15 protein-coding genes are annotated in these 16,765 nt (G+C 70.0%); 10 read left to right on the top strand and 5 right to left on the bottom strand.

Annotated elements, in window-relative coordinates; genetic code table 11:
- Window positions 1-31: 31 nt before the first annotated feature.
- On the bottom strand, window positions 32-2,017 hold the full coding sequence (locus ACN263_RS02970) for a protein kinase domain-containing protein (RefSeq protein ID WP_422738293.1): 1,986 nt from the start codon (window positions 2,015-2,017) through the stop codon (window positions 32-34).
- A 90-nt stretch (window positions 2,018-2,107) separates the two neighbouring features.
- Here ACN263_RS02970 and ACN263_RS02965 point away from each other — a divergent pair, with 90 nt between their 5' ends.
- The 5 genes from ACN263_RS02965 to ACN263_RS02945 all read left to right on the top strand — a co-directional run bounded on the left by ACN263_RS02965 (window position 2,108) and on the right by ACN263_RS02945 (window position 7,176).
- The gene (locus ACN263_RS02965) at window positions 2,108-2,302 is read left to right on the top strand and encodes an acyl-CoA carboxylase epsilon subunit (protein ID WP_422738292.1); all 195 of its coding nucleotides are present in this window, start codon (window positions 2,108-2,110) and stop codon (window positions 2,300-2,302) included.
- Between the two features lie 92 nt (window positions 2,303-2,394).
- Complete coding sequence (locus ACN263_RS02960; RefSeq protein ID WP_422738291.1) at window positions 2,395-2,853, top strand: hypothetical protein; 459 nt, start codon at window positions 2,395-2,397, stop codon at window positions 2,851-2,853.
- A gap of 1,393 nt (window positions 2,854-4,246) precedes the next feature.
- Window positions 4,247-5,374 (top strand): type VII secretion-associated serine protease mycosin, encoded by a 1,128-nt coding sequence (gene mycP, locus ACN263_RS02955; protein ID WP_422740579.1) that lies wholly within the window; start codon window positions 4,247-4,249, stop codon window positions 5,372-5,374.
- Window positions 5,375-5,698: 324 nt separating this feature from the next.
- Complete coding sequence (locus ACN263_RS02950) at window positions 5,699-6,526, top strand: Maf family protein (protein ID WP_422738290.1); 828 nt, start codon at window positions 5,699-5,701, stop codon at window positions 6,524-6,526.
- Window positions 6,523-7,176, top strand: coding sequence for an O-methyltransferase (locus tag ACN263_RS02945; RefSeq protein ID WP_422738289.1), 654 nt, complete (start codon window positions 6,523-6,525; stop codon window positions 7,174-7,176). Before ACN263_RS02950 ends, ACN263_RS02945 begins: the two co-directional genes overlap by 4 nt.
- Window positions 7,177-7,366: 190 nt before the next feature.
- Here the strand turns inward: ACN263_RS02945 and ACN263_RS02940 are convergent, their stop codons facing one another.
- The 3 genes from ACN263_RS02940 to ACN263_RS02930 all read right to left on the bottom strand — a co-directional run bounded on the left by ACN263_RS02940 (window position 7,367) and on the right by ACN263_RS02930 (window position 9,878).
- The gene (locus ACN263_RS02940) at window positions 7,367-8,122 is read right to left on the bottom strand and encodes an ABC transporter permease (protein WP_422738288.1); all 756 of its coding nucleotides are present in this window, start codon (window positions 8,120-8,122) and stop codon (window positions 7,367-7,369) included.
- 18 nt (window positions 8,123-8,140) lie between these two features.
- Window positions 8,141-9,100, bottom strand: a complete 960-nt coding sequence (locus ACN263_RS02935; protein WP_422738287.1) for an ATP-binding cassette domain-containing protein — start codon at window positions 9,098-9,100, stop codon at window positions 8,141-8,143.
- Window positions 9,101-9,266: 166 nt separating this feature from the next.
- Window positions 9,267-9,878, bottom strand: coding sequence for a PadR family transcriptional regulator (locus tag ACN263_RS02930; RefSeq protein ID WP_422740578.1), 612 nt, complete (start codon window positions 9,876-9,878; stop codon window positions 9,267-9,269).
- A gap of 140 nt (window positions 9,879-10,018) precedes the next feature.
- On the opposite strand from ACN263_RS02930, the gene ACN263_RS02925 reads away from it, so the two are divergent.
- The gene (locus tag ACN263_RS02925) at window positions 10,019-11,770 is read left to right on the top strand and encodes an acetyl/propionyl/methylcrotonyl-CoA carboxylase subunit alpha (protein WP_422738286.1); all 1,752 of its coding nucleotides are present in this window, start codon (window positions 10,019-10,021) and stop codon (window positions 11,768-11,770) included.
- 88 nt (window positions 11,771-11,858) lie between these two features.
- Entirely contained in the window at window positions 11,859-13,298 is a 1,440-nt protein-coding gene (locus ACN263_RS02920; RefSeq protein ID WP_422738285.1) for a GuaB1 family IMP dehydrogenase-related protein, read from the top strand.
- Between the two features lie 133 nt (window positions 13,299-13,431).
- On the opposite strand, the gene ACN263_RS02915 is transcribed toward ACN263_RS02920, so the two are convergent.
- Entirely contained in the window at window positions 13,432-13,983 is a 552-nt protein-coding gene (locus tag ACN263_RS02915; protein ID WP_422738284.1) for a TetR/AcrR family transcriptional regulator, read from the bottom strand.
- Window positions 13,984-14,068: 85 nt separating this feature from the next.
- Here ACN263_RS02915 and ACN263_RS02910 point away from each other — a divergent pair, with 85 nt between their 5' ends.
- Genes ACN263_RS02910 through ACN263_RS02900 form a run of 3 tightly spaced genes read left to right on the top strand, consistent with a single transcriptional unit; the run spans window position 14,069 to window position 16,749 of the window.
- Window positions 14,069-14,515 carry a DoxX family protein gene (locus ACN263_RS02910; protein ID WP_422738283.1) on the top strand — a complete coding sequence of 149 codons (447 nt, stop codon included), beginning with the start codon at window positions 14,069-14,071 and terminating at the stop codon, window positions 14,513-14,515.
- A gap of 24 nt (window positions 14,516-14,539) precedes the next feature.
- Window positions 14,540-15,022: a MarR family winged helix-turn-helix transcriptional regulator gene (locus tag ACN263_RS02905; protein ID WP_422738282.1), complete on the top strand. Its 483-nt coding sequence runs from the start codon at window positions 14,540-14,542 to the stop codon at window positions 15,020-15,022.
- A complete protein-coding gene (locus ACN263_RS02900; RefSeq protein ID WP_422738281.1) occupies window positions 15,016-16,749 on the top strand; it encodes an ABC transporter ATP-binding protein in 1,734 nt (577 codons plus the stop codon). Before ACN263_RS02905 ends, ACN263_RS02900 begins: the two co-directional genes overlap by 7 nt.
- Window positions 16,750-16,765: the final 16 nt, after the last annotated feature.

Genomic DNA, 16,765 nt, shown 5'->3' with positions numbered 1-16,765 from the left:
CCACGACGACGGAAAGTCATGCGAATGAGTTTCAGTCCTTGCGGTCGGGTACGAATCCCTTGGCGATCCGGTCGAAGTTCGGCAGGTTGGCCTGCCAGTCCTTCTCCGCGACCTCCCACCGCAGGGCGTACCCCCGGTTGCTGGCCGTCACGAACCCGCGGTTACGGACGTGGATCCGCTGCCCGTCGCGGGTCTCCAGCCACTCCCAGTCACCGCAGGTCTTCCAGAAGTCGCACGGCTTGATGCTGAGGTACTGGTAGTTGTTGACGATCTTCTTGCGGTCCGGTTCGATGCGCTGCCAGTCCTTGACGGCGTCGGCCTTCGGAGTATTGGTCCACTGCACCAGCAGTTCGCCCGGTCCGTTCGACTGGTCGAAGACGACCGTGAAGCTGTCGGGTTGGCTACGCACCCACCCATCGGGAATCGGCAGTGTGAAGCCGGCCGGATCCTTGTGCAGCTTCCAGCCCGCCGGCAGCGCGTTCGGGTCCACCGACGGCGTGGCCGAGGGTGTCTGGCTGGCAGCGGCGCTCGTCGGCGGGGGCGCTGCCGGAGCGGAGGACTGCGCTGGTGCCGACGTCGCGGCCGCCCCGGTCGTCGGATCGGCCTGCGGGGTGTCGTTGTCGTCGCCCTTGGTCAGCATCGGCACGATCACCACGAGGCCGACAAGCAGCAGGGCCACCAGCGCGCCGATCAGCACGTTCCGGCGGGTGTTGTTCGGCTTCGTACCGTCGAACTGCGGAACCGCCGCGCGTCCCGCCGGACCCACCGGCGGCATCACCGACGTGGGCGTCGAGGGTTTGCGCTGCTCCGGCGTCACCGGCGGCGGCCCGTCGACGGCCGTCGGCTCGTCGTCGGCGCTTGCCGTCGTACCGTCATCGGGTTTGTCGTCGGCGGCCGGCACCGTCGCGGTCGGCTCAGCCTCGGACGGGCGGTCGATCTTCGCCGTCGGCTCGGCCGGCACCGCCGCCGTCGGGTCGGCCTCGGCCGGCACGACCTCCGTCGGCGTCGCGTCGACCGCCGCCGGCCCGGCCGCCGCTGCGGCTACCGGCCCAGGGGTACGCGGCGCAGGCGGCGACACCGGACGGGCGGCGCTCTCCTCGGCCGGCCGTGGCGCCGGCACGAGCGGCGGGCGCGGCTCACGCGGACCGTTCGGCCCCGGCCGGCGTACGCCGTCGAGCAGCGAGATGGCCCGCGTCCGCTTGCCACCCGCACGACGCAGCATCCGTTCCGCCACCTCGGCGGTGATGCGCTCCTTCGGGTCCTTCTGGAGCAGCCCGTTGAGAACCGGCCTGAGCGGGCCGGCGTTCTTCGGCGGCGGCATCGGCTCGGTGGCCAACGCGGCAAGCGTGGCGATGGCGGACGGTCGCGCGTACGGCGACTTGCCCTCCACCGCCGCGTACAACGTCGCGCCCAGCGACCACAGGTCGGCCTCCGGACCGGCGGTGCCCTCCCGGGCCCGCTCCGGCGAGATGTAGGCGGGCGAACCGAGCACCATGCCGGTACGGGTGACGTTCGGGTCACCGGGGATCGTGGCGAGGCCGAAATCGGTCAACACCACCCGGCCGTCCTCGCCCAGCAGCACGTTGCCCGGCTTGACGTCGCGGTGCATGACGCCCGCCTTGTGCGCGGCGTTCAACGCGCCGAGCACGCCCAGGCCGATCTCGACCGCGCGGGCCGGCGACACCGGACCGTCCTCGGCGAGGGTGTCCTGCAACGACCTCGACGCCACGTACTCCATGACGATCCACGGGTCACCGTCGGTCCGCAGGACGTCGAAGATGCGTACCACGTTGACGTGGTTCAGTCGGGCGATGGCCCGCGCCTCGCGCAGCGACCGTTCCCGCATCTCGCGGCGTTCCTCGTCGGTGAGGCCGGGCGGCGGCACCAACTCCTTGATGGCAACGTCGCGGTGCAACACCTCGTCGCGCGCCTTCCACACCCGACCCATGCCACCCTGGCCGAGCGGCGACAGAAGCCGGTATCGGTCAGCGACGAGTTGGGGAAGCGCGTTCGACATCGCTGAGACGGTACCCGGACCCGCCGACGCTCACACCGCCGGCACGCCACTGTGCGCTTCACGTGACTTCGGGCCGCGTACCCTGTGGGCATGTCTGCCGAAGAGCCGCTGTTCCGGGTCGTGCGTGGCGTGCCCACCGCCGAGGAGCTGGCTGCCCTGGTCGGGGCGGTCATCGTCCGGTCCCGGCCGACCACCGCACCCGCGCCGGCAACCGCGTCCGCCTGGGCGCGCAGCGGCCGCCCGGCGCGCCCCGACAGCTGGCGCGCCTCCGGTCTCCCCCGCTGATCCCGGCTCGCAGCCTTGCGGGGCTGCCGGGATCGCGGCACAGCCGTTAACCTCACTGAGGGAAACGGTGTGGTGACGGAAAGGGAGGGCCGATGATCCCCGAAGAGGACCAGCCGGCGCCCTGGCTGCACGGCTACGGCGGCATCGAGGCCGACATCCGTCAACTCCGCGACTTTGCCGACCGACTCGCCGCCGAGGTCGAGAGCAACTACGCGCCCCACCTGTCGTACATCGCCGACGACATGTCCGCGAAGGTGCCCAACCCCTGCGACGCGTTCGTCGAGCTGGTCACCTTCCTGCACGCCCACCACGAGACGCAGCAGGCCACCACCGACATGGTGTACGCCGTCCGCGGCGCCACCGGCCACCTGGCCGCCGTCGCCGATCGGGTCGCCACCCAGTACGCCGACAGCGACGCCTTCTCGGCCGCCCGGGCCGTGGACGTCCACCGCGCCCTGGCCGACCCGGGGACCGTCCTGTCCGGCGGCCGAACGCCGACCCTGAGCGACCCCACCGGCCCCGACAGCGAAAGGCCGGTGGTCCTACCGTGATCGAGCGTGGGGGCGGCCGTACCTCCGGCCAGACCGACTGGCACCTGATGGACCTCAACAGCATGTGGGCGTGCCTCCAGGACCACGACACCACCAACCACTGGAAGCAGGTCGCCGGCTGGCGCAAGGTCTGCGACCTGGCCCAGATCCACCTCGGCCGACTTCAGGAGTACCGGCGGGGCCTCGCCGAAGCCTGGCCCCCGGAGACCAGCGCCGCCTCCGGCACGTACCTCGCCCAACTCGACGACCTGATCGCCAAGGTGCGCCACACCCACGACGCCGCCGCCGCCAACTACACCGCGCTGTCCGCCGCCACCCAGGCCATCGGCACCACCCGCGCCGAGCTTCGCAAGCTCCACGAGGAGTACGCGACCAAGCTCCAACAAAAGCGGGCGTACGAGGCGACAGCCGCCGACCCCAAGGCGATCATGGGCAATCGGGTCGTGGACGCGCCCGTGACGGACAGCGACCTGGAACGGCTGAACGTGCAGGCGCGGGCGATGATGTTCAACCTCAGCGGTGAACTACAACAAGCCCAAGCCACCCTCCAAAAACCCCCGCCACCGCCTTCCAGGTCACGTCGAGATCCGTCCACCCCAGACGCGTACGATTCCGCTACGGGACCGACAATTCCACCTATTGTTCCCGTGCCCATTACACAGAATGTGGCCGCGCAAGGGCCATCGGCAAATACAACGACTAGCTCGAATCCCATGCGGAATTTGGGTGGAGTCGGACCAGTGCTTGGCAGCAGCGGCCCCGGCACCGCATCAATTCCGCCAAATTCGGGAGTACAGGGAATCACATCGAGCATCCCGACCACAGGCTACGGGACATCCCCCCAGACGCCGCCGAGCTTGATCGCCCGCCCGCACCTACCTCCTCAAGGTCATGTGAACAGCGTGGAACGGCCCACTGGGGGATCCCCCAACGGGGGTCCACATGCTCCACCGTCCCCAGGGGCGCGACCTGCGCCGACTAATGGCCTAATTGGCACTACGCCTGGTTTTGGGGCTAACTCGCCTTCACCGGGCGGCAATCCTGTCCGAAAAGTAAACCCGGTTGGCGGCGTAATCGGTGGTGGCGGCGCCGGGACCACGCCGACCGGTAGTGCCGGAACACGCCCGGGCAGCGGTCGCGGCATTATGGGCCTACAAGGGTCTTCGCCCATCGGCGGTGCCCCTGGCTTGGGGGGCAATTCCGGCGCTTACCCTCCCCCTAGTAGCCCAGCCGCAAGGGAAGGCAGCAGGAAGGGGAAACCTTGGGACCCTGACAATCCCTGGGAAACCGACAAGGGTGTAAGCCCAGTTGTCCGCTCCCCTGACGAGCCCGGCCCATCTGACCCAGGGCCCGCCATCGGCCTCGATCGGTGATGTATTTCAGTTGGCGAAGCTTGGCGGCCCTGACCGCCTCTATTGCCCTAGTGGCGCCGGCGGGTCTAACCGTGCAAGGGGAGGCTGGCCAGCCATCCTTCGAGCCCAACAAGGCCGAAATAATCCGAGCAGATCAGTGGCATCTGAAGTACCTCAAAACCCGTGAAGCTCACAGGATTACACGAGGAGCCGGAGTTACCGTTGCAGTTCCGGACACCGGAGTGCAACCCCATCCCGATCTAGTCAATAATTTGCTAGACGGAATCGATCTAATCTCCGCAGATGGCAATGGCAAGAATGACCAGAACAGCCATGGGACTGGCATGGCTGGCTTAATCGCCGCCCACGGGCGAGGAGACAGTCTAGGTGCCTTAGGTCTGGCCCCAGACGCAAAGATTTTGCCGATACGCGATACGGGCAGCGACGGCCAAGGGGAACCCGATGCCCTAGCAGCCGGAATTGATTACGCCGTTCGCAACGGCGCTGACGTAATCTGCATATCTTCAGTTGGTGGCGCTGGAATTCCGTTGCAGCAATCGATCAGGGCAGCCCTTGCTGCAGATGTAGTGCTGGTCGCCGCCGCCGGCAACAAGCCTGGAGACTTCGTCGTCGGCTATCCTGCCGCAGAGGAGGCAGTTATCGCAGTCGGAGGGGTAGATCGCGACGGGAATCATGCAGAAGTTTCTGTAACTGGTCCTGAAATTGATGTAGTTGCGCCTGCCGTGGATATCTACAGCACGAGTATCGACGGCAAGTATCGCAAAGGCACCGGCACCTCTGATGCGACTGCGATTGTGGCCGGAGCGGCGGCGTTGATCAGGTCCAAGTATCCCTACCTGCCAGCGCAGGAAGTGGCTCACCGACTCACAGCCACGGCTATCGACAAGGGCCCGCCCGGCCGGGACGACGAGTACGGCTACGGCGTGATCGATCTTGTGGCTGCACTGACGGCAGACGTACCCCCGCTGGGGTTTGAATCGGTGAGCGCGCCAGCCACCACGGCCGATGCTCGACCAGACGACGAAGCCGGCTCGACGGTTCGCGGCCTTGCCACCCTCGGTGTGATCGTCGCCGTCGGCGTCGGATGGGCGTTGGTGGCGCGGCGACGGCGGCGCGGTGACGATCCGCCGCCCCGAATCAGTCGCTAGGCGGGCCGGGCGCCTCGATCGACTCGGGTTCCTTGAGATCGGGGGGTCCGGTGGCGTGGGAGGCCCCGGTTTGCAGGAAGCCGAGTGGATCACGGCGGCGGGCGGCCCTTGATTGACTCCACGTCGCCGATGTGGGGGTTTTCGTGCGGGTTGATAGCGCGATATCGGGGATGTGGAGTGGATCAAGCGCGCGGACGCGGATCAAGCGCACGGACGCAGACCAAGCGCACGGACGCGGCCAAGCGCGCGGACGCGGGGCTCCGGCGCGGGGCGCTGAGGGGCGGAGATGGGTGTCAGGTATGGCGGGCCGGTAACGTCGGGCTGGTGTCTGAGACTCTGCCGCTGCGCCTCGTGCTGGCTTCTGCCAGTCCTGCTCGTCGAAAGTCGCTCCGAGCCGCCGGCATCGAGCCGGACGTGCTGGTCAGCGGGGTGGACGAATCCCTGGTGGTGACCGATCGGGCCGAGGATCTGTGCCTGGAGTTGGCGCGGCTCAAGGCCGAGGCGGTGTTCACCCGACTGAATCTCGCCACCACGTCGCACGGCCCGAGCGCCACCACGCCGCACATTCCAAGCGCCACCACACCGCACGGCCCGAACGCCACCAGCAGCCCGAACCCCAGCAGCACCAGCCCGAGCCCCACCAGCACCAGCACCAGCACCAGCACCAGCACCAGCACCAGCACCAGCACAGACCAGCGGACCCTGGTCATCGGGTGTGACTCGGTGCTCGAGTTCGACGGGGAGATTCTTGGCAAGCCGGCCGATCCGGCGGACGCCACCCGTCGATGGTTGCGGATGCGGGGGCGAAGCGGAGTCCTGCACAGCGGGCACTGTCTGATCGACGGTGTCACCGGACGACGGGCGGAGGCGGTCGCCTCGACGGTCGTCCACTTCGCGGACATCAGTGACGACGAGATCGCCGCGTACGTCGCCACGGGTGAGCCGTTGGCGGTGGCGGGCGCGTTCACCATCGACGGGTTGGGCGGGCCGTTCGTGGAGCGGATCGAGGGTGACCCGGGGACCGTCGTCGGGTTGTCGATGCCGTTGCTGCGTCGGCTCCTCGCCGAACTGGGTCTGCGGATCACGGACCTGTGGACAAAGGTCGCGCCGGGCGGCCAATCGGTCGAGCCGCTCGGTAACGTCCGCTCATGACCACGAAGTCGATCCCGCTCACCGACGAGTTGCACGCGTACCTGGTCGCGCACGGAGCGCCGCCCGACGAGATCATCCGAGATCTGGCCGAGGAGACCCGGTCGGTGCTGCCGGAGCACGCCAGCATGCAGGTGGCGCCGGAACAGGCCGCGTTCCTGACGTTCCTGACCCGGCTGCTCGGCGTACGGCAGGCCGTCGAGGTCGGCACGTTCACCGGCCTGTCGGCGCTGGCCATCGCCCGGGGCCTGCCCGAGGGTGGGCGGCTGACCTGCTTCGACATCTCGGAGGAGTACACCGGGATCGCCCGGCGTTACTGGGCCCGCGCCGGGGTGCAGGACCGCATCGAGCTGCGTATCGGTCCGGCCGGCGACACGCTGCGGGAGTTGCCGCAGGAACGCCACCTGGACTTCGCGTTCATCGACGCCGACAAGACCGGGTACCCGGTCTACTGGGCCGAGTTGGTGCCTCGGATGCGCCCGGGCGGGGTGATCGCCGTCGACAACGTGCTGCGCGGCGGTCGGGTGATCGCGCCGCAGGACGTGAACGACCGGGCCATCGCGGCGTTCAACGACGAGGTGCTGGCCGACGTGCGGGTCGACCCGGTGATGCTGCCCATCGCCGACGGCCTCACCCTCGCCCGGGTGCGCTGAGCGGCGGCTCTCGATCCACTCGGGTTCCTGGAATCCGCGGCATCCCCGGCGGTAGGACACCCCAACTTCCAGGAACCCGAGTCGATCAAGCCGGACCCGAGTCGATCAAGCCGGACCCGGGCCCGTGCCGGGCCCGACTCGTGCCAAGCCCAGCCCGGCCCCGGGGCCAGCCCGGCCCCGGGGGCGGGCGTCAGCGGACGCTGCGGGCGAACTGGCGGGCGGCCCAGAAGACGCCCAGCGCGGCGAGGACCGCCGTGATGGTGAGGCCCTGCCAGACCTTGTCGCTGCCCAGGTCGCCGGCGAACAGCGCCCGGGTGCCGTCGACCGCCCAGGAGAACGGGTTCCAGTCGGCGATGCCCTGCAACCAGCCCGGCGCGTAGTACAGCGGCAGCAGGATGCCGGAGAGCAGCAGCACCGGCTGCGCCACGGTGTTCATCAGGGGGGCCAGCGCGTCCTCGCTCTTCACCTTGAGCGCGACGCCGTAGGAGACGGCCGAGGTCATCAGCGCGATGAGGGCCAGCATCAGGTACGCCAGCAGCAGGTCACCGATGAACACTCGCAGGTCGAACAGGAGCGCGAGCAGGGTGATGATGACCGCCTGCACGATGAGCGACACCACATCGCGCAGCGAACGGCCGAGCAGCAGGGCGAGCCGGCTGATCGGGGTGACCCGGGAGCGCTCGATGACGCCGGCGCGCAGTTCGGCGATGAGACCGAAGCCCTGGAACAGACCGCCGAAGATGGCCAGCAGCACCAGCAGGCCGGGTACGAAGATCTTGTAGGCGGCGGCCTGGGTGGGCGCGTTCAGGGCCGGCTTGAGCAGGGGGGCGAAGAGCAGCAGGTACATCACCGGCTGGAACACGCCGACGAAGACCCAGACGGGGTTGCGCAGCAGGAGCAGGATCTGCCGCTGGAAGATCAGCCACGTGTCGCGGGCGAGTTTCATGAGTCGTCTCTCCGGGGGTCAGGACTCGCGCAGCGAGCGGCCGGTCTTGGTCAGGAAGACGTCGTCCAGGCTGGGCCGGTGCAGCTCGATCGAGCGCAGCTCGAGCCCGGCGTGGTCGAGTCGGCGCAGCACCTGGGGAATGGCGGTGGCGCCCTCGTCGACGTAGAGGCGTAGGCCGCCCTCGTCGGCGGTCTCCAGCTTGTTGACGTACGCCTCGCCGTCGAGCGCCTTGGTGGCCTGCGGAATGGCGGCCGGGTCGAGGCCGACGAGCACCACGTCGCCGGAGATCTCCCGCTTGAGCTCGGCCGGCGTGCCCTCGGCGACGACCTCGCCGTTGTCCATGATCGCGATGCGGTCGCAGAGGGCGTCGGCCTCGTCCAGGTAGTGCGTGGTGATGAAGACGGTCATCCCGTCGCTGCGCAGTCGCCGGATCTCGTCCCACATGTGGGCGCGGCTCTGCGGGTCGAGGCCGGTGGTCGGCTCGTCCAGGAAGACGATCTTCGGCTCGTGGATGATGCCGAGCGCGATCTCGACCCGTCGGCGCTGGCCTCCGGAGTAGGTCTTGCACTTGCGGTCGGCGTACTCGGTGAGCTGGAAGGCCTCCAGCGCGCGGACCGCGCGCTGCTGCGCGTCGGCCTTGCCGATGCCGTACATCCGGGCGTGCAGGACCAGCTCCTCGCGGGCGGTCGACTCGTCCCAGGTGCTGCCGCCCTGCGGCACGTACCCGATCCGGCGGCGGACCTCGGCCGGGTCCGTGCGCAGGTCGGCCCCCGCGATGGTGGCCTCGCCGCCGTCGGGCTCGATCAGCGTGGCGAGCATCCGCAGCGTGGTGGTCTTGCCGGCGCCGTTGGGGCCGAGGAAGCCGAAGATCTCGCCCTCGGCGACCTCGAGGTTGACGCCGCGCACGGCGTCCACCGTCTTCGTCTCTCGACCCGCGCGGGAGCGGAACGACTTCCGCAGCCCCCTGGTCTCGATCATTTCTGCTCCTGGTCGGTCGGTTGGGCCGGCCGGGCCGGCCGGGCCGGCCGTCGAATGTCGGTCGGGCCGGTGGGGCCGGCCGTCGAGTGGGACGACGCCGGACGGCGCACTCCCCCGCTGTGCCGACAGCAGGCTAACGCGATATAGCGCTTGTAGTCAACGTTGATTATTTCGCGTCAGGGTCGGCCCGCTCCTCGCCCTCCCGCCGGCCCGACCAACCTTCGGCGTTCGCCAGCTCAGCAGGCAGGTACGACACTCCGGACTCGATCCGGTCGGCGATCCGCTCACACCAGTTCAGCTCCGCCTCCGCCCGCGCCGACCACAGCTCGAACATCCAACCGACGTGCACCGGCTTGGTGTTACGGACCCAGTCCGACTGCAGCGACGCGCGCATCGACTCCATGCCGGCCCGCAGCAGGTTGGCCCGGTTGCGCAGGGCCGCCGCCGCCTCGGAGCGGGGCATCGCGGGCAGGAACGAGAAGGCCGCGGTGAAGGGGTCGACCGGCTCGGTGAAGTTCCACCAGAAGTTGCGCAGCAGGGTCTCGAACTCGTCGTCCCCCTTCGGCGTGACCTCGTAGGTGGTACGCGCCGGACGGGCGCCGACCTGCTCGGTGGCGACGGCGCGCAGCAATCCCTCCTCGGTGAGCTTGCGCAGCGCATGGTAGATCGAGCCGGGCTGCACGTTCGCCCACTTGTCGGCGCTCCAGCTCAGCAGCTCACGGCGCACGTCGTAACCGTGCACGGGCTGCATCCAGCGCACCAGGCCGAGGATCATCATCCGAGTCGCAGACACCGGACAAGCGTAATAGCCAAGTTTGACTAAGCTCAGTGCCCCATCCCACACTGAGCGATCGTTAGGGGCCGCCCGGGGTGGCCGATACACTCCCCGTCAGTAACCTGCCGGGAGGAGCCACGAAGGTGCGCAAGGTACTGATCGCCAACCGCGGCGAGATCGCCGTCCGGGTCATCCGCGCCTGTCGTGACGCCGGCCTCGGCAGCGTCGCCGTCTACGCGGACTCCGACCGCGACGCCCTGCACGCCACGCTCGCCGACGAGGCGTACGCGCTCGGCGGGGACAGCGCGACCGACACGTACCTGCGCATCGACAAGCTGCTCGACGTCGCCGCCCGGGCCGACGCCGACGCCGTACACCCTGGTTACGGCTTTCTCAGTGAGAACGCCGACTTCGCCCAGGCCGTCATCGACGCCGGGCTGACCTGGATCGGCCCGACCCCGCAGGCGATCCGCGACCTGGGTGACAAGGTGACCGCGCGGCACATCGCCCAGCGCGCAGGCGCGCCGCTGGTCCCCGGCACCCCGGACCCGGTGGGCAGCCCGGACGAGGTGATGGCGTTCGCCGTCGACCACGGCCTGCCGGTCGCCATCAAGGCGGCCTTCGGCGGCGGCGGTCGGGGCCTGAAGGTCGCCCGCACCATGGAGGAGATCCCCCAGCTCTTCGAGTCGGCCACCCGCGAGGCCGTCGCCGCGTTCGGTCGGGGCGAGTGCTTCGTCGAGCGTTACCTGGACCAGCCCCGGCACGTCGAGGCGCAGGTCCTCGCCGACCAGCACGGCGACGTGATCGTGGTGGGCACCCGGGACTGCTCGTTGCAGCGCCGGCACCAGAAGCTCGTGGAGGAGGCCCCCGCGCCGTTCCTCACCGACGCTCAGCGCGCGCAGATCCACGAGAGCGCCAAGGCGATCTGCCGCGAGGCCGGCTACCACGGCGCCGGCACCGTGGAGTACCTGGTCGGTAAGGACGGCACGATCTCCTTCCTGGAGGTCAACACGCGGCTTCAGGTCGAGCACCCGGTCACCGAGGAGACCGCCGGCATCGACCTGGTCCGCGAGCAGTTCCGGATCGCCGACGGCGAGAAGCTGCGGATCACCGAGGACCCGACGCCGCGCGGACACGCGATCGAGTTCCGGATCAACGGCGAGGACCCGGGTCGCAACTTCCTCCCCGCACCGGGCACCGTCACCGCGCTGCGCCTGCCCAGCGGCCCGGGCGTGCGGGTGGACACCGGCATCTCGGCCGGCGACGTGATCGGCGGCAACTTCGACTCGCTGCTCGCGAAGGTGATCATCACGGGTGAGACCCGGACCGAGGCGTTGGAGCGCGCCCGCCGCGCCCTCGACGAGATGGTCGTCGACGGGATGGCCACCGCGCTGCCGTTCCACCGGCTCGTGGTGCGGGACGAGGCGTTCACCGCCGAGCCGTTCACCGTGCACACCAGGTGGATCGAGACCGAGTTCCACAACACCGTGCCGCCGTTCGCCGCCGCCGCCGGCGTCGCCGACGCGCCGGCCGAACGCGACACCGTCGTGGTCGAGGTCGGCGGCAAGCGCATCGAGGTCAGCCTCCCCGCCGGCTTCGGCGGGAGTACGACCACAGCCGCACCCGCCTCCCGCAAGCCGACCCGGCGCGGGGGCGGTGCGAAGGCCGGCGTACCGGTCGGCGGGGACGCGCTCACCTCCCCGATGCAGGGCACCATCGTCAAGATCGCGGTCGCCGACGGTGACACGGTGGCCGAGGGCGACCTGGTGGTGGTGCTCGAGGCGATGAAGATGGAGCAGCCGCTGCACGCACACAAGGCGGGTACGGTCAGCGGGCTCGCCGCCGAGGTCGGTGCCGTGATCACGGCGGGCGCGCCCATCTGCACGATCTCCTGATCGGCAAGGGGTCGGGCACGGCCGGTCGCGGGGGTGGTTTGCGGCACCGACGTGGGCACGGGTGGCCGGGGCCGGCAATGATGGCCGGGTGCGGTTTCTTAACGGCGCGGCCCCCGCGCACGACCTGACCTACACCGACGTCTTCATGGCGCCGGCCCGCTCCGACCTCGGCTCCCGCCTCGACGTGGACCTGTCCACCGGCGACGGCACGGGCACCACCATCCCGCTGGTGGTGTCGAACATGACGGCGGTCGCCGGCCGGCGGATGGCCGAGACGGTGGCCCGGCGGGGCGCGATCACCGTGATCCCGCAGGACATCCCGATCGAGGTCGTGGCGAACGTCGTCGCCTGGGTCAAGCAGCGGCACCTCGTCTACGACACGCCCATCACGCTGGGCCCGACCGAGACCGTCGGCGACGCGATCCACCTGCTGCCGAAGCGGTCGCACGGCGCGGTGATCGTGGTCGACGAGGCCGGCCGCCCGATGGGGGTGGTGACCGAGGCGGACACCTTGGGCGTGGACCGGTTCGCCCAGCTGCGGCACGTCATGTCGACCGAGCTGCACACCGTGCCGGCGGACGCGGATCCGCGTACCGGCTTCGACCGGCTCTCCGCCGGCCGACGTCGACTCGCCCCGGTGGTGGACGCCGACGGCCGGCTGGTCGGGGTGCTCACCCGGCAGGGCGCGTTGCGGGCCACCCTCTACACCCCGGCCGTGGACGAGAAGGGCCGGTTGCGGATCGCGGCGGCGGTCGGCATCAACGGGGACGTCACCGGCAAGGCCGCCGCGCTGCTCGAGGCCGGCGTGGACACGCTGGTCGTGGACACCGCGCACGGCCACCAGGCGCGGATGATCTCGGCGTTGCAGGCGGTCCGCAAGCTGGACCCCGGCGTGCCGGTGGCGGCCGGCAACGTGGTCACCGCCGAGGGGGTACGCGACCTCGTCGAGGCCGGCGCGGACATCATCAAGGTCGGTGTCGGTCCGGGCGCGATGTGCACCACCCGGATGATGACCGGCGTGGGCCGGCCGCAGTTTTCCGCCGTCCTCGACTGCTCGACGGCCGCCCGGCAGCTGGGCCGGCACGTCTGGGCCGACGGCGGCGTACGTCACCCGCGGGACGTGGCGCTCGCGCTGGCCGCCGGCGCGTCGAACGTGATGATCGGCTCCTGGTTCGCCGGCACCTACGAGTCCCCCGGTGACCTCTACACCGAACCGGACGGGCGGCGGTACAAGGAGAGCTTCGGGATGGCCTCGGCCCGGGCGGTCAGCGCCCGTACGGCCGACGACAGCCCGTACGACCGGGCCCGCAAGGCCGTGTTCGAGGAGGGCATCTCCTCGGCCCGGATGTACCTGGACCCGCACCGGCCCGGCGTCGAGGACCTGATCGACGAGATCATCGCCGGGGTACGCAGTGCCTTCACCTACGCCGGCGCCCGCAACCTCACGCAGTTCCACGAGCGAGCAATTGTCGGCGTCCAGAGCGCAGCCGGCTACACCGAAGGAATGCCCCTCCCCACCAGCTGGTAACCCCCCACCCCACCCACCCACCCCACCCGGGTTGATCATGAAGTTATTGCCATGACACGCCGACGCGGACGGCAATAACTTCATGATCGACCGGGAGCAGGGCGGGGGCTGGGCGGGGGCTGGGCGGGGTGGGTTAGGGGGTTAGGCGGGCCAGGACCTCTCGGGCGGCCGTGCGGGGGTTGTCGCCTATCCGGTCCGGTAGGGCGCCGGCCAGCCAGAGGGTGGCGAAGCCGTGGGCGATCGACCAGGCGGCGAGCGAGTCCCGGCCGATGTCGCCGGATGCTCCACGGGCGGCCACCCCTGAGCGGAGGGCCGATCCGGCGCGCTCACGTGCGGCGGTCAGCTCGGGATCGTCGGGCCGGTGCAGTTCGGGCCGGAACATCACCTCGAAGTACGCGCGGTGCGCCACGGCGAAGTCCACGTACGCGACACCGGCCGCCAACAGGTCGTCGCCGGCCGCGACGAGCGCCTGGGTCAGCCGTTCGAAGCCCTGGGTGGCGAGGGCGGTGAGCAGGCCCGCCTTGTCGCCGAAGTGATGGGCGGGCGCGGCGTGCGAGACGCCGGCCCGGCGGGCCAGGTCGCGCAGGCTCAACGCGGCAGGTCCGACCTCTCCGATGGCCTCCAGCGCCGCGTCGAGGAGGGCGCGACGGAGGTCGCCGTGATGGTACGCACGCGTCTCGGTCATGCCCGAATCCTAATCTTGTCATTGACAAGATACCATCGGCAGCCGCAATCTTGTCACCGACAAGTTCCGTGCGAGGAGGATTCCGATGGCACCCCTGATCGCCCTGATCGTCGGCACCGCACTGGCCCGACTGGCCGGCCTGGCCGGTGTCACCGCACTCGACGGTTGGCACCCCGCACTGCGGGTGGGACTGGCCCTGATGTTCGTGGTGACCGGCATCGCGCACTTCGTCGGCCAACGCCGCGCCGACCTGGTCGCGATGGTCCCGCCGCAGCTGCCCCGACCGGATCTGCTGGTCACGCTCACCGGCGTGCTGGAACTGGCCGGCGCGGCAGGGCTGCTGATCCCGGCGACCGCCCGCCTCGCCGCGGCCGGGCTCGGTCTGCTCATGATCGTGATGTTCCCGGCCAACGTCTCGGCCGTGCGCCGCGGACTGACCCTCGCCGGACGTCCGGTCACCCCACTGGGGAGGCGCACCGTCCTGCAACTCGTGTTCGTCGCCACCGCTGCGGTTATTTCGTTTGGCCCCTGACTATCAGGAGGCTAACCTGCTTCCGTGGAACTCATCACCCTCCAGGATGTGCCGCTCGGCCGGCTGCTGGTGGTGGCCGGGCACCTCGTCGGGCAGCGGTGGAACCGCTACCTCGCCGAGGAGCACGGCCTCACCCAGGCCGGCATGATCACCCTGATGACGCTCGCCCGGCACGGCGAGTTGCCCCACCGCCAGGTCGCCGAGAAGGGGTTCGTCCGCCCCGCCACCCTGACCGGCATCGTCGACACCCTCGAACGCGACGGCCTGGTCGAGCGCCAGCGCGACGACAGCGACCGGCGCAGCATCAAACTCGCCATCACCCCCGCCGGCCGGGAGCGGGTCGCCGCCCTCGGCGCACTCATGCACTCCGAACGCCCGCTCACCTCGGTCGACGCCGACCCGGCGAAGGCCCAGGTGATCCGGGAGTTCCTACTCGAAGTCATCGGCAGCGGAGACGACCCGCGGCTGACCGGACGACCCACCGACGCGGAGGAACCGTCGTGCTGATCCGACTGTTACGCGGCCAACTGCGCCCGTACCAGAGACCGCTGCTGGCGGTGGTGCTGCTCCAGTTCGTGGGCACCATGGCCTCGCTCTACCTGCCCAGCCTCAACGCGGACATCATCGACAAGGGGGTGGCCCGGGGCGACACCGGCTACATCGTGCACACCGGCGGCTGGATGCTGCTGGTCAGCCTGATCCAGATCGTCTGCTCGATCGCGGCCGTCTACCTGGGCGCGCGGGTCGCCATGGGTTTCGGCCGGGACGTCCGGGCCCGACTGTTCGGGCACGTCAACAGCTTCTCCGCCCGTGAGGTGGCCCGGTTCGGCGCACCGTCGCTGATCACCCGCAACACCAACGACGTCCAGCAGGTGCAGATGCTCGTGCTGATGAGCTGCACCATGCTGGTCGCCGCACCGATCATGAGCGTCGGTGGGGTGGTCATGGCGCTGCGCGAGGACATCGGGCTCTCCTGGCTGATGCTGGTCAGCGTGCCGGTGCTGGCGGTCGCGTTGAGCGCGATCATCCGCCGGATGGTGCCGGGCTTCCGGCTGATGCAGACCCGGATCGACACGGTCAACCGGGTGCTGCGCGAGCAGATCACCGGCATCCGGGTGGTCCGCGCGTTCGTCCGCGAGCCGTACGAGACGGAGCGCTTCGGCGTCGCCAACGCCGACCTGACCGCCACCGCCCTGCGTACCGGCCGGTTGTTGGCGTTGATCTTCCCGGTGGTCATGCTGGTGCTGAACGTGTCGAGCGTGGCGGTGCTCTGGTTCGGCGCGCAGCGGGTCGACTCCGGCGCGATCCAGATCGGCGCGCTCACCGCGTTCCTGGCCTACCTCATGCAGATCCTGATGGCCGTGATGATGGCCACCTTCATGCTGATGATGGTGCCCCGGGCGGCGGTCTGCGCCGAACGCATCGTCGAGGTGCTGGACACCGACTCCTCGGTGGTTCCGGCCGCCACTCCGGTCACCGAACTGCCCAGCCGGGCCGAGTTGGAGCTGCGCGGGGTGCGCTTCCAGTACCCGGGCGCGGTCGAGCCGGTGCTGCGCGACATCTCCTTCCGGGCCACCCCCGGCACCACCACGGCGATCATCGGCAGCACCGGCGCCGGCAAGACCACCCTGCTGTCGCTCATCCCCCGCCTGGTCGACGTCAGCGACGGCGCGGTGCTGGTCGACGGGGTCGACGTACGCGAGTTGGCCCCCGACGAGCTGTGGAAACGCATCGGGCTGGTGCCGCAGCGGCCGTACCTGTTCACCGGCACGGTCGCCAGCAACCTGCGCTACGGCAACCCGGACGCCACCGACGAGGAGCTGTGGGCGGCGTTGGAGATCGCCCAGGCCCGCGACTTCGTGGCCCAACTGCCCGGCGGGCTGGACGCGCCGATCGCCCAGGGCGGCAGCACCGTCTCCGGCGGTCAGCGCCAACGCCTGGCCATCGCCCGGGCACTGGTCCGGCAGCCGGAGATCTACCTGTTCGACGACTCGTTCTCCGCGCTGGACCTCGGCACCGACGCCCGGCTGCGGGCGGCGCTGCGACCCGTCACCGCCGACGCGGCGGTGGTGATCGTGGCGCAGCGGGTGTCCACCATCGTCGACGCCGACCAGATCATCGTGCTCGAGAACGGAGGGGTCGTCGGAGTGGGACGACACGAGGAGTTGTTGGAGACCTGCCCGACGTACGCCGAGATCGTGGCCTCCCAGCAGACGGCGGAGGTGGCGGCGTGAGCGAGCAGAACGAGCC

Source organism: Micromonospora sp. WMMD729, assembly GCF_049315225.1.
GTDB lineage: Bacteria > Actinomycetota > Actinomycetes > Mycobacteriales > Micromonosporaceae > Micromonospora.
This window is presented reverse-complemented; position numbering and strand designations above follow the sequence as displayed.

Coding starts and splice junctions, on each gene's coding strand:
- ACN263_RS02965 (WP_422738292.1), top strand. CDS start 2,108: ATGTCTGCCGAAGAGCCGCTGTTCCGGGTCGTGCGTGGCGTGCCCACC.
- ACN263_RS02970 (WP_422738293.1), bottom strand. CDS start 2,017: ATGTCGAACGCGCTTCCCCAACTCGTCGCTGACCGATACCGGCTTCTG.
- ACN263_RS02945 (WP_422738289.1), top strand. CDS start 6,523: ATGACCACGAAGTCGATCCCGCTCACCGACGAGTTGCACGCGTACCTG.
- ACN263_RS02960 (WP_422738291.1), top strand. CDS start 2,395: ATGATCCCCGAAGAGGACCAGCCGGCGCCCTGGCTGCACGGCTACGGC.
- ACN263_RS02940 (WP_422738288.1), bottom strand. CDS start 8,122: ATGAAACTCGCCCGCGACACGTGGCTGATCTTCCAGCGGCAGATCCTG.
- ACN263_RS02930 (WP_422740578.1), bottom strand. CDS start 9,878: ATGATGATCCTCGGCCTGGTGCGCTGGATGCAGCCCGTGCACGGTTAC.
- ACN263_RS02935 (WP_422738287.1), bottom strand. CDS start 9,100: ATGATCGAGACCAGGGGGCTGCGGAAGTCGTTCCGCTCCCGCGCGGGT.
- ACN263_RS02910 (WP_422738283.1), top strand. CDS start 14,069: ATGGCACCCCTGATCGCCCTGATCGTCGGCACCGCACTGGCCCGACTG.
- ACN263_RS02915 (WP_422738284.1), bottom strand. CDS start 13,983: ATGACCGAGACGCGTGCGTACCATCACGGCGACCTCCGTCGCGCCCTC.